This window comes from Abyssisolibacter fermentans (assembly GCF_001559865.1).
In the GTDB taxonomy this organism is placed as follows: Bacteria; Bacillota; Clostridia; order Tissierellales; family MCWD3; genus Abyssisolibacter; species Abyssisolibacter fermentans.
This window is the reverse complement of sequence record NZ_LOHE01000002.1, coordinates 93875-107043: the sequence shown is the minus strand read 5'-3', so window position 1 is coordinate 107043 and position 13169 is coordinate 93875. Positions and strand designations below refer to the sequence as shown.

12 protein-coding genes are annotated in these 13169 nt (G+C 28.1%); 1 reads left to right on the top strand and 11 read right to left on the bottom strand.

What is annotated here, in order from left to right; all coding sequences use genetic code 11:
- Nucleotides 1–31 precede the first annotated feature (31 nt).
- The 11 genes from holA to AYC61_RS00580 all read right to left on the bottom strand — a co-directional run bounded on the left by holA (nt 32) and on the right by AYC61_RS00580 (nt 12446).
- A complete protein-coding gene (gene holA, locus AYC61_RS00630; RefSeq protein WP_066495281.1) occupies nt 32–1057 on the bottom strand; it encodes a DNA polymerase III subunit delta in 1026 nt (341 codons plus the stop codon).
- Complete coding sequence (locus AYC61_RS00625; protein ID WP_066495280.1) at nt 1047–3458, bottom strand: DNA internalization-related competence protein ComEC/Rec2; 2412 nt, start codon at nt 3456–3458, stop codon at nt 1047–1049. The genes holA and AYC61_RS00625 overlap by 11 nt, the downstream gene beginning before the upstream one ends.
- Nucleotides 3459–3951: 493 nt before the next feature.
- Complete coding sequence (locus tag AYC61_RS00620) at nt 3952–4635, bottom strand: HAD family hydrolase (protein WP_066495278.1); 684 nt, start codon at nt 4633–4635, stop codon at nt 3952–3954.
- Between the two features lie 216 nt (nt 4636–4851).
- Nucleotides 4852–5613 carry a class I SAM-dependent methyltransferase gene (locus tag AYC61_RS00615; protein ID WP_066495276.1) on the bottom strand — a complete coding sequence of 254 codons (762 nt, stop codon included), beginning with the start codon at nt 5611–5613 and terminating at the stop codon, nt 4852–4854.
- Nucleotides 5614–5657: 44 nt separating this feature from the next.
- A complete protein-coding gene (locus AYC61_RS00610) occupies nt 5658–5963 on the bottom strand; it encodes a hypothetical protein (protein ID WP_066495274.1) in 306 nt (101 codons plus the stop codon).
- 793 nt (nt 5964–6756) lie between these two features.
- Nucleotides 6757–7695, bottom strand: coding sequence for a carbamate kinase (gene arcC / locus AYC61_RS00605; protein ID WP_202906774.1), 939 nt, complete (start codon nt 7693–7695; stop codon nt 6757–6759).
- A gap of 138 nt (nt 7696–7833) precedes the next feature.
- Complete coding sequence (gene argF, locus AYC61_RS00600) at nt 7834–8829, bottom strand: ornithine carbamoyltransferase (RefSeq protein ID WP_066495265.1); 996 nt, start codon at nt 8827–8829, stop codon at nt 7834–7836.
- Between the two features lie 40 nt (nt 8830–8869).
- Nucleotides 8870–10114, bottom strand: coding sequence for an arginine deiminase (gene arcA / locus AYC61_RS00595; RefSeq protein ID WP_066495259.1), 1245 nt, complete (start codon nt 10112–10114; stop codon nt 8870–8872).
- A gap of 317 nt (nt 10115–10431) precedes the next feature.
- Nucleotides 10432–11163: an MBL fold metallo-hydrolase gene (locus AYC61_RS00590; protein WP_066495253.1), complete on the bottom strand. Its 732-nt coding sequence runs from the start codon at nt 11161–11163 to the stop codon at nt 10432–10434.
- Nucleotides 11164–11290: 127 nt separating this feature from the next.
- Nucleotides 11291–12076, bottom strand: coding sequence for an ECF transporter S component (locus AYC61_RS00585; RefSeq protein ID WP_066495250.1), 786 nt, complete (start codon nt 12074–12076; stop codon nt 11291–11293).
- A gap of 187 nt (nt 12077–12263) precedes the next feature.
- The gene (locus AYC61_RS00580; RefSeq protein ID WP_066495241.1) at nt 12264–12446 is read right to left on the bottom strand and encodes a DUF4177 domain-containing protein; all 183 of its coding nucleotides are present in this window, start codon (nt 12444–12446) and stop codon (nt 12264–12266) included.
- 205 nt (nt 12447–12651) lie between these two features.
- Between AYC61_RS00580 and AYC61_RS00575 the strand changes: the two genes are divergently transcribed.
- Complete coding sequence (locus AYC61_RS00575) at nt 12652–13116, top strand: hypothetical protein (protein ID WP_066495240.1); 465 nt, start codon at nt 12652–12654, stop codon at nt 13114–13116.
- The last annotated feature ends 53 nt before the right edge of the window (nt 13117–13169 follow it).

The window sequence follows — 13169 nt, the reverse complement described above, 5'->3', positions numbered from 1 at the left end:
TCACATAAAATCACAGATTTTAGTTCTCTGCTTAAGAAGCAAAATCTATTATTAACATTTCTACAGCTAATCTATTATCTTTTGAACTTGTTTTGATATCTTTATCTGTCTGTAAACACCTAACTAATGCTCTTTTAATCTCTTGATATGTAAAATTTCTACTCTGCACTATTAGTTTCTTTACTATAAATACATGAGTTTTCATTTTTTTAGCTATATCATTAGAATTATAGCCTTGAGTAGTTAATAATTTTACCTCAGCTAATAATCGAAATTGTCTTATTATCATATACATTATCTTAGGAATAGGTTCTTGATTAATAATAATATTGTTTAATTCCTCTAAACACCCAACTGTATTTTTTTGTCCTATAGCATCTACTAGCTTAAATATATTATTACTAATTGATTTTGTTATAACTTTTTCTACATCGTCCCGTCCAATATTGATTTTATCTGAATAATAATCACAAATCTTCGTAATTTCGTTTTTAATATCAAACATAGATTTGTCTAAGTTTTTATCATAGTAACTTATAATAGACACAAAATGCTCAATTGTAGCTAAGTTTATTTTTTTCCCTTTTTCTTTAAATTCTTTGTTAATCCAAGAATAAAGCTCTCTTTCATTAATTTTATTCAATTCAATAACAGTACCATGTTTTTTTATTAATTTAACAATCTTACGTCTATTATCAACCTTATCAACATTTTGATAGAATATTAAACATGTACTTTGATTAGGAGCTTTTATGTAATTAATTATATCCTCATCAGTATCTTCACTAGATTTAGATGAAAAAACACTACAATCTTCAATTACAACAATCTTTTTTTCAGACATAAAAGGAAGTGTCTCACATGCATTTATAATATCCTTAGCTTTAACTTCTTCTTGTATATGTATATAATTTAAATCATAAAAAGCTTTATCAATATATTTTTCTACTAATTTATCTAAAATAACTGACTTCAAATAGTTTTCAACACCATAACATAAATATATTGGTTTCAAGCTATTTTGCTTTATATCGTTTAAAATAATCTTATAGCTCATCATTCCACTCCTTTGATAAAATTGTTATGAAAAATGCTAACACTAAAACAAAACTACTAAATATTACTATTTCATTCCACAGCTTTAATATTTCTGTAAGTTCATATTTTATTTTATTATAATTTTCAACACTATAACTTTCTTCATCAATTTTTGCAGTTATTAATCCATCTTTATCAGTTCTTAAAACTCTTATGCCTAAAGAATTCAACCTATTGATTACTAATTTATGTGGATGACCATAATTATTGTTTCCAACAGAAATTATACCATATTCAGGCTTACATTTCTCTAAGAAATTTGTACTAGAAGAAGTGTTGCTACCATGATGGGCTACTTTTAAAATATCTATATCATCTTTAATATAAAAAGCAACTTCCTCTTCAGCTTCGTTTTCTATATCACCTGTAAATAGTATTTTGGTATTATAAATATTCATAAGCATAATTAATGATTTATTATTATCGCTTGCATTAGAATTGATACCTTCATGAGGATAGATAACTTTAATATTTGTATTTTCATCTATAATTAAATCATCATTTTTCTTTAATACTTCAATTTCAGTTCCTTCATCTTGAGCTTTTTTTATTATTTCATTTGCTAATTCATTATCGTAATCTATATAAGATACAAACAATTTATCCACCTCTATACTGTCTAGGATAACAGTAGCACCACCACAATGATCAATATCAAAATGAGAAATAAACATGCCTTCAAGATGATTTATTTGGTTCTTTAATAAATAAGGAAGTACTATTTTTTCACCAGTATTAAAACTTCCATATAAAACGCCTCCTGTATCGATTAAGAAGTTTTTATTTCCTAGCTTTGTATGTATGCAATCACCCTGTCCTACGTCAATAAACTCTATTTTATAGTCCTTAAAAAGCATGTTTAAAACAGACAAGAAGATAACTGCTAAAACACCATATACAAATATAACTTTTTTAATACCTATATTAAAATCAACTAGCTTTACATAACCAAAAATAATTAATATAATTATATAATAAACTATAATTTCAAATAAAGTAAAAGAAGGCAGCAATATATTTAAACCTATAATTTCAAATAAAGCGTTACTTAAGTATTTAAAACTTAATATCATTCCATTACACACAAATCCTACTACAAATCCAAGCTGTATATTTATCAAAGAAACAAATAATAAAATAAATAATATCACAATTATTAACGATATTAAAGGTAATATTAACGCATTAACTAGGATAGCAAAAACAGGAATTTTGTTAAAATGATATACTATAACTGGCATTATACCTATCTGCACAGCAATAATTGCACTTATTGAGGATTTTTTAAATTTACTTTGCAAAATTGGTGTAAGCAATAATAATGACAGAGCTGCACTAAAGGAAAGTTGAAAACCAACACTAAATATCCATAAAGGTTTATAAACAAGTATAATAAACCCAGCAAGTCCTAAACTGTTAAAAGAGTCATTTTTTCTATACAACACATCTGCAATCACACCGCACGATAACATAATTAACGCTCTTAACACAGATGGCGGAAAACATATAATAGCACCATAACTCCATAGTATTATTAAACAAAAAATAATTCTAGTTCTCTTTTTTGTTATAAATAATTTCAATATAAAAAATATCAAAGCACTCAAGATCCATACATGAAATCCAGAAACCGCTATAATATGTGCTATCCCTATATCACGTATTACTTCTTCATCTCGTTCATCTAATGAATGTTTGTCACTAAAAACAACTGCCTTGGCAATCTTAGAACATTCTTCTGATAGTGTACTATCAAAAATTCCATATAGCTTGTCCCGTGTAGCAGTAAAAAATTTTTCAACAATACTCAATCTATCACTTTCAACAATTTTTAAATTATCAGGCTTGCATTTAGTATTAACATATATATCATCCATCATTAGATATAATCTATAATCAAATAGCTTTGGATTTGTATTGGTATTAGGCAACTGTATAGTACTATTTATTTCAATATAATCGCCTTTTTTTATTGTTTTACTTTCACCTATAGCTTTTACTAACATTTTTTCATTCATCTCATACACTATATCATCAACATAAAGTTTATCTGCTTTCATAATCCAGCTTGTACTATATTCATTTTGTGAAAATTTATCTATTATAACACCGCCAACTACAACATTTTGATTAACATATTTAGTTAATTCACTTCTATTTAAACTTACTTGCATTATAATAATACCAAATACAACTATAGCTACAAAAAGGATATAGCTACAACCCTTTTTCAGGAATACTATAACAGCAATTAATAAGCTTAATAACATAATGGCATAAATTATATTAATATTTACGTAATATCCTATTACTAAACCAATCATTAAAAAAATAGTTAGCACAACAAAAGGTCTTTTCATTATAAAACATACCTTTCTTTTTTATTTTAGTCTAGCTATATTTTATAATAAAGAATTTTCTTTGTATATAATTTTGTTCCACATTATTCATATATTGTATAATTAAATATATAATTTTACATTTGCTAAAATAGTAGTATGAAATTTCATATTAATGTAACTCCTACTCTCTTCGTTCCTAGGAGTAAGTGATTCACAAGAAATCATTGATTTCTGTTCTCTACTCATGAGTAGGCGATTAACATAAAATCATAGATTTTAGTTTCCTGCTCAAAATCAAAGATTTGGGTTCTCTGCTTATCTTAATCTTTTGCTTACTTGATTTTTGCATCATTTATTTCGTAAATTTTACTTTTTTATTTTTTCTTTATTTATCTTTCAATTTGTAACTCCTACTCTCTTCGTTCCTAGGAGTAAGCGATTCACACCAAATCTAAGATTTGGGTTCTCTGCTTAAAAAGCACACTTATTTTAAACTAAGTGTGCTTTCATACTAATAACTCTCCTCATAAACAACCTTTTGTACATCATTTTCTAATATATCTATTACATCAAGTAAAGAATCACATTTGAATTTTATAAGCCCTTTAATCTCTTCATTTTCTCCTAACATATCAGGTATAAAAACCGGATTTGCTCCTGCTTTATAAGCTGCTTTTATTCCTCTATGTGAATCTTCAAGTATTAAACAATTAATAGGATCAACACCAATTTTTGAACTTGCTTTTATGTATATTTCAGGATCAGGCTTTACTTTTGTTACTTCATCTCCACAGACTACTTCATTAAAATATTCATATATACCTGCTCCTTTTAACAATGCAACAGCATCTTTTCTATAAGTTGTAGTTGCAACAACTCTAGGTATTGCATTCTTTTGTAGGTATTCTAACAACTCTACTATACCCTTTTTCTTGGGTACTCCATTTTTAATCAAATAATCTTTTATCATTGAATTTTTCTTATTCCTAATTTCATGAAATGGAAAGTCAGCACCAAACTGTTCACAAAATAGCTCTTTAGCTTCCTCGATTCCACTGCCAATTATACTTATCATAAAATCAAGTGAAATATCATAACCATATTCTTTACCAACTTTTTCCCAATATACTTTTGATAATCTTTCAGTATCTAGTATCAAACCATCCATATCAAATAATACAGCAGAAATTTGCATGTTACTGCCCCCCTCTCATCATCACCTTATAACAACGGAAGCAATTACGTAGTAATTGCAACACATCGCCTGTCTTTTCAAATCTAATCGGTACCCACCACCTATAAAGGTAGAGAATATCTTGAGCCTTGTTTTAATTCTATACAAATATATACTACATAGCAAACTCATTATATGCAATTTAATTAAAGTATCCTTGAATAAGAGGCTTTTCTATTATTTAACTTCTTTTTTTGCTATTATACAATACCACTCCATTTCTTCAAACTTTGTTATTTTATGATCCAAAAAATTATATATAGTTATTTCTTTATAACCTAACTTAGTAAGTTCATCATATATAAAATCTCTTTTTAAAGGATAATATTTAAGCTTGAATTCCTCTCTTTTGATAATCTTGTTATCCTTTTCAAAGCTATATAGTATATTAAAATCAACACTATTATCTTCGTTATAATCCCAAACTTGAATTAAATTTATCCTTTTATCATCCTTAAAATAAGGAGGATAGAAATAAAATCTTTGCTTGTTTTCTAGTATGTTGTCCCAATTTCTGGTATCTATGTATATGTATCCATCATCTTTTACTAATTTGTTCATAGCTCTTAATGTCACTATTACATCATCATTTGGTACATGTCCAAGTGAATTTCCTGTACTCATAACACAATCGAATTTATCATTTATTTTAGAATCTAGATCCCTAAAATCACATTGTGTCAAATTAATATCCCAACCATTCTTATTGATTTTCGTACTAGCTTCTTTTAACATTTCTTGACTAATATCTGAGCCTGAGATTTCATAACCCATTTCTTTAAGAACTAATGTTAGATTTCCTGTTCCAAAGCTGCAATCATGAATCGTTTTAATAGACTTTTTATCTAATACCCTTTTATAATGTTTTTTTAGTGCTTCATTAAATCTAGGTGTAAAAGTAATATCATATATATTTGGTTTTGAATAAAATTCTGCCATACAAAAAACCCCCTTATAAATACTTATGTGATTTTATTAATTTATTATCCAACGCAAGAACGCATAAAAAATAATATTAAACCTATAACCATAAGTATCAATGTTGCTTTACCAAAGTTTTTTAACGTTTTATTACTAGAAAATATTAAGCAAATAACAACTATAATATCAACTATAGGAATTGCATATAAAATAAGTATCAATACCCATTTTCCAATACTTACCTCTTCATTTTCACAACATCCATATTCTCCATAGTATCCATAATCATTCGCTATATCTTTTATAAACTTTGATTCATTATGAAATTTTTCAACATCCATATTTTTGTATTTATTAAAATCGTACATTTCATCACCCCCATTACATTATATTACATTTTACCCAATAAACAATATTTGTTTTATATTATTTAAAATGTTTATATTCTATTTAAAACAATTCTATATAGTCCAAAGGGGCTACTCAAAATATTTGAGTAGCCCCTTTGTTTTTTTCAAAATGAGTAAAGTTCAAGGCATTTTTATATTAAATGAAACTCAGACTCATTCTTCCTCTGAGTAAGCGATTCACACTAAATCAAAGATTTAGGTTCTCTGCTTATAGATATGAGCGTACTATGATGTAGCTCACTACTCACTTCGTTCCTAGGAGTAAGTGATTCACAAGAAATCATAGATTTCTGTTCTCTACTCATGATTAGTCATGAAACATTTCAATAACGCAGAAATTTGCCATTTTGGCATATTCCACTTGGATTGTTCCAAAATGAGTAAAGTTCAAGGCATTGAAATTTTCACGGATATGAGCGTACTATGATGTAGCTCACTACTCACTTCGTTCCTAGGAGTAAGTGATTCACAAGAAATCACAGATTTCTGTTCTCTACTCACGATTAGTCGTGAAACATTTCAATAACGCAGAAATTTGTCATTTTGGTATATTCCACTTGGATTGTTCCAAAATGAGTAAAGTTCAAGGCATTGAAATTTTCACGGATATGAGCGTACTATGATGTAGCTCACTACTCACTTCGTTCCTAGGAGTAAGTGATTCACAAGAAATCACAGATTTCTGTTCTCTACTCACGATTAGTCATGAAATATTTCAATAACGCAGAAATTTGCCATTTTGGACAATCCATCACATTTCAATTATTGTACCACTTAACCCCTTCAATGCATCTTTAGCTTTATCTAGTGAAGCTATTATTGATTTTCTGCCAGCCTTTGACTCAGCAAACATTATAGTAGCTTTAACCTTTGGTAACATGCTACCAGGTGCAAAATGACCTTCTTGGATGTATTGTTTTGCTTCTTCTACACTCATTCTCGCTAAATCTTTTTGATCTGGTTTTCCAAAATTAATAGAAACTCTATCTACTGCTGTTAATATAACTAACATATCAGCATCTAAATCTTCTGCTAATCTCTCAGATGCTAAATCTTTATCTATTACAGCTGCTGTTCCTTCCAATCCTTTGTCTGTCTCTATTACTGGAATTCCACCACCACCAACTGTAATTACTACTTGACCTGCCTGTATTAATGCTTTAACAGTATCTATTTCAACTATTCTCTTTGGCATAGGAGACGCAACTACTCTTCTATAGCCTCTACCTGAATCTTCAACGATATTATAGCCTTTTTCTTTTACTATTCTCTCAGCTTCTTCCTTGCTATAAAAAGGACCTATAGGTTTTGTTGGATTTTCAAAAGCTTTATCTCCTTTATCTACTACTACTTGTGTAACTACTGTTGCTACTGCTGCATGATTACCTCTTCTTTTTAATTCATCACCTAAAGATTGTTGTATATGATAACCTATCATTCCTTGACTCATAGCTCCACATATATCAAAAGGCATTGCAGGAGTTACATCATTAGCTGCCTCATTTTGAAGTACTATTCTCCCAACCTGCGGACCATTACCATGAGCAATTATAAGTTCATAACCTTCTTCTATCAAATCAGCTAAATAAACCACTGTTTTTTTAATAACATTTAGCTGTGAGTTAGCTGTAGCAGGTTTTCCACTCTCTTGAAGGGCATTCCCACCTAATGCAACAACAACTTTTTTCAAGATAATCCCTCCCAAACTATGGCTTAAAGTTATTATTGTCTTAACATAGTACTATTAAAAAATACTATGTTAAGACATACTTGTCCAAAATTTTTAATTTTTAAAGATTGATTTTTAACTTTTATGTTTAAATTAGTATTATTTTCCTAACGTTGCAACCATAACTGCCTTAATAGTATGCATTCTGTTTTCTGCTTCATCAAATACTACTGAATACTTACTTTCAAATACTTCATCAGTCACTTCCATTGATTCCAAATTGTATTTTTCATATATTTCTTTTCCAATTGTAGTATTTAAATCATGGAATGCTGGCAAACAATGCATGAAAATAACTTCATCATCAGCATTATTAATCATATCCATATTTATTTGGTATGGTTTAAGCATTTCAATTCTCTTTGCCCAAACTTCTTCTGGTTCTCCCATTGATACCCAAACATCAGTGTATAATACATCTACACCTTTTGTTCCTTCTTCAACAGAATCTGTCAAAGTAATTTTAGCTCCTGTTTCTTTAGCTATTTCTCTAGCTTTAGCTACTAATTCTTCTTCTGGGAATAACTCTTTTGGAGATACTATTCTGAAATCCATACCCATTTTAGCTGCTCCAACCATTAATGAGTTACCCATATTATTTCTGCCATCTCCAAGATAAGCAAATTTAATTCCTTTTAAATGCCCTTTATGCTCTATTACTGTTAAAAAGTCTGCTAATATTTGAGTTGGATGAAATTCATCAGTTAATCCATTCCATACAGGTACTCCTGAGTATTTAGCTAATGCTTCTACTTTTTCTTGAGAGAAACCTCTATACTCAATACCATCATACATTCTTCCTAAAACTCTTGCAGTATCAGCTATCGACTCTTTTTTGCCCATTTGACTACCAGTAGGTCCTAAGTATGTAACTCCAGCACCTTGATCCATAGCTCCTACTTCAAATGCACATCTAGTTCTAGTAGATGCTTTTTCAAATATTAATGCAACGTTCTTACCTTCCATTGTCTTTTGTTCATTTCCAGTATATTTTGCTCTTTTTAAATCTCTAGCTAGGTCTAATAAAAAATTTATTTCCTTTGTTGAATAATCTAATAATGTCAAAAAACTTCTTCCTCTTAAATTAACTGGCATTTTATATTCCTCCTTAATAGTCTTATAAATTTATTTTTATTTATTTTAAATCATCTCTAATTAAAGGCATACTCATACATCTAGGACCACCTCTACCTCTTGATAATTCTGAACTAGGTATAATATGAGTTTTAATTCCATGCTCTTGTAAAAGTTTGTTTGTTACATGATTTCTAGAATATACTACAACTTCTCCAGGCGAAATAGCTAGTGTATTAGAACCGTCATTCCATTGCTCTCTAGCTGAATCTATCGGATCTCCACCAGCACACCTTATTAAAGTAACTGAATCTAAGTTCAGATATTTTTTCAATATCTCATTTAATTCAGCTTCTTCTTTAACTATTTTAAAACCATTTATATTATTAGCATCCTTTGTTATAGAAAATACAGTTAATGGGCCTTCTATACCCGGATGTATAGTGAATTTATCATAATCAATCATCGTAAATACTGTATCAAGATGCATAAACGCTCTCTTTTTAGGTATATCAAAAGCAAGTATTGTATCAAAGCCTTCTTCACTACTAAATAAATTTCTAGCAAATTTTTCTATAGCTCCTGCATCCGTTCTTTGCGATATGCCTATAGCTAGTACCTTGTCATTTAATATAAGTTCGTCTCCACCTTCTAATGATAATTCTTCATTTCTATTAAACCATATTGGAATATTACAGTCTTTAAATCTTGGATGATATTCAAATATATATTTTGCAAAAATTGTTTCTCTATTTCTTGTTTCTGTTCTCATGTGGTTTAATGTAATACCTGAACCTATTGTAGCAAATGGGTCTCTAGTAAAATATAAATTTGGCATTGGATCTATTACAAATGGATAATTTGACTTAACCATTTCAGCTAATGAAATAATTTTATGTGATTTAAGTTCTTTAGTTCTTATACCAGCCATCAGCTTATCTATTAAAGCTTGATTATCTAATTGCTCTAGATATATTTTTAACTGCTGTTTTACACCTAATCCTCTTATTTTTGCTTCATTTAAAAATTCGTCAACAAACTTATCTCTTATTAATTTATCTGATATAGCTTCAGCTGCTAATTTTTCAAGATATAAAACTTCTACACCATTATTACGCAAAACATCTGCAAATGCGTCATGTTCCCTAGCAGCAACTTCTAAAAATGGAATATCATCAAACAAAAGTCTTTCCATTAAATCAGGTGTTATATTTTCGATTTCTCGACCTGGTCTGTGAAGGAGTACTGTTCTTAATTTGCCTATTTCAGATCTAACATTTAAACCGGTTTTATTATAACAAGTCAAGGCACCAACCTCCTATATATAATTATAATTATGTATATGTAAAGTATAGTCTTTTTTTTGATTATATTAACTGCTTAATGTTATGTCAAGATAAGTATTAATGTGTAAATATGAAATAACCGTATATTTATACAAAATTATTTTTCACAATAAATAGCATAACTTATTATATACACATCGTAAGAAAATAACCTACTTTACTTGTGCCATTTATGTTATATTTATACAAATAAAAAAATTTTATTTCATTCTTCTTTTATTAAATATTCTTAATCTTATTATGTATATTTATTATAGAAAAGAAACATAAACAAAATTTAAATATAATACGCTCTCATTTCTTCACTAAGCTGCAATATAGAATTATATTCTGTACTTGCTTCAGCCATTATGTCTTCTAACTTATACTCTGGCCAAAAGTGTGTTAAAAGCAATCTTTTTACAATTGAATTCTGAGCCATTTGAGCAGCTTGTTTTACTGATAAATGTGGTGTATCAATCTTTCTATCTTTTTCTAAAACTGACGCTTCACACAAAAAGAAATCTATATTCTTTATAAATTCAGGTAATTGATCATTATATGAAGTATCTCCAGAATATACAAAACTTCTATTATTAGTTAAAATTTTTATTGCATAACTTTCTACAGGATGTGTCATTTTCTTAAATGAAATTTCTAAATTATTTATATCGATAGTTGTCTCTTCATCTATCTGAATAATATTAAACGCATTATTATAATTCATTTGTTGTATAAAACATTCATTATCCATTGGCATATATAATGGTATAGGTGCCTTTTGCATCTTTTCTAAATTTAATCCTATAGCATATTTCAATATAAAAATATCACTAATATGGTCACTATGTAAATGAGAAATAATTATAGCATCTAATTCGTCAATTTTGCAAATCTTTTGTAATCTAGACAAAACTCCATTTCCACAATCTAATAATATTTTAGTATCGTCAGTTTCAATAAGGTATCCTGAACATGCACCTCCAGCTCTTGGATATGGTCCATTATTACCTAAAACTGTAAGTTTCAAATCTAACCACTCCCTTAGTATTGCTTTGTATCATACTTATTAGTATTTTATATATACCTTATAATATAACACTTAATGTTATTAAATCAAATGTTTTTAAACATAAAAAAACTAAGCCTTTATTAGCTTAGTTTTTTTGTGATAATTTATTAATAAATTTAGTTTTATCAAGAGCAGAAATTATAAAGTAAGCGATTACCCCTCCGCCTACAAATTGAAGTATATTTGCAGGAATACTAAATATCGGTACAATCATATTACCCTTTAATATACCTCCTGCAAAATAATACCCTATTACCATCCAAACACCTGCTAACATCATGCCCAGCATATTATTTGCATTTAAATATTTACTATTTTTATTTGCTATCTTTGAAACTATTATTATAATCAAAGGTATCAATATTGCAGCTACTGTAAGAACTAATTGTACTCTTGAAATCATATTTGATAATTCATTGACATCTGTTAATTCAAATTTCTGTATAAGAAACGTTGTTACATCAGGATTTTGAAGTATAGTTGATAGTAGATTTTTTAACCAAAAAGCTAATATAATCCATATTCCTAATACCGCAGAACTAATTCCAACACTAACACCTTTACTTCTTTTATGTGAATTATGGGCTATAATACCAACAATAACTCCCATTAAACCTTTTATTATTAACGTAGGCAAAGCCCAATGTGCATATTCTAAATATAAATCTGCAAGAGCCGAACCAAGTCCTCCTGCTATAGCACCATATTTCCAGCCAAATAATACTGCAGCAATAAAAATCATACTATCTCCAGTATGTATATATCCCTCTGTAAATGGAACTGGAATATGCGGTACAATTGCTGTTGTAACAAAAACTAATGTTATAAACAATCCACCAAATACAATAAATCTAATTTTTTCTCTTGTCATTGAATCAACCACTCCTTAAAATTGTATCGTTAAATTATATTAGTATTATACTACAATACTATATATCTAGAAATAAATTCGATACAAATTTTAATGTTTTTTTCATTTGTATGGGTACATTGTCAAAATACATCTAGAATCATTATGAATTTATATATTACTAGTGTTTTATATACCTACTATTAGATTATTCTTTCTCTCTTTTAAATATAGCTACTATACTTCTACCTTTTGTATTTCCATTTATACCTACAAGCTCCCAGCCTTCTTTACCTAATTGATTAAGCTTTTCCTCATGTTCTTTGGTAAGAACCATGGAAACCATTCCATATGTTCTTAAATTCTCTATCTTATATTCAAATTTTCTCAAAACATTCACCCCTTATTACTAATTTATTTATAACCTTATATTTATAGTATGTTATTTTTTTTATTTTATCAAGAATATACCTATACAACTACTAATACTTAATTTTACTTTAAAAGAGCCTCATTAAATGCTAAAATACATATATATATTCTTAGCATCTACATAAATATATATATTTAAAAAACTATTGTAAAGAGGTGAACATATGAATAAAAAAATTAGTTTATTACTTGTTATACTAACTATAACAATGTTATCAGGTTGTTATGATAATACAAAAAAAGCTTTCGATAAATATTTAAATACAGATTTAAAACCTCTCATAGGTATGCAAAATGAAGTTTTAATTATCTATGAAAATCTATTACAGACAAAGGATTTAAATGCAAAAAAAATGCAAGATTCATTAGATGAAAAAATAATTCCACAATATGAAAAATTTGTTACTAAATTAGAAGGTATTTCATCTGAAGCTAAAGAAGTAAATAAAGTTCATAAAATACTTGTTACTGGTGCAAAAAAACAACTAGAGGTTTTTATTACACTTAGAGATGGATTATCTAATAATGATACAGATACCATATATTATGCTGAAGAATTACTAAAGGAGTCTAAGAAATATATGGAAAACTTCAATGAAAATATAAATGAATTAAAGGACAGATATTAAATATTATGTGTTTAGCATATAATTAAACGCTGATTATTCAAAATCATATGAAT

Coding starts and splice junctions, on each gene's coding strand:
- holA (WP_066495281.1), bottom strand. CDS start 1,057: ATGAGCTATAAGATTATTTTAAACGATATAAAGCAAAATAGCTTGAAA.
- AYC61_RS00625 (WP_066495280.1), bottom strand. CDS start 3,458: ATGAAAAGACCTTTTGTTGTGCTAACTATTTTTTTAATGATTGGTTTA.
- AYC61_RS00620 (WP_066495278.1), bottom strand. CDS start 4,635: ATGCAAATTTCTGCTGTATTATTTGATATGGATGGTTTGATACTAGAT.
- AYC61_RS00615 (WP_066495276.1), bottom strand. CDS start 5,613: ATGGCAGAATTTTATTCAAAACCAAATATATATGATATTACTTTTACA.
- AYC61_RS00610 (WP_066495274.1), bottom strand. CDS start 5,963: ATGTACGATTTTAATAAATACAAAAATATGGATGTTGAAAAATTTCAT.
- argF (WP_066495265.1), bottom strand. CDS start 8,829: ATGCCAGTTAATTTAAGAGGAAGAAGTTTTTTGACATTATTAGATTAT.
- AYC61_RS00585 (WP_066495250.1), bottom strand. CDS start 12,076: ATGACAAGAGAAAAAATTAGATTTATTGTATTTGGTGGATTGTTTATA.
- AYC61_RS00575 (WP_066495240.1), top strand. CDS start 12,652: ATGAATAAAAAAATTAGTTTATTACTTGTTATACTAACTATAACAATG.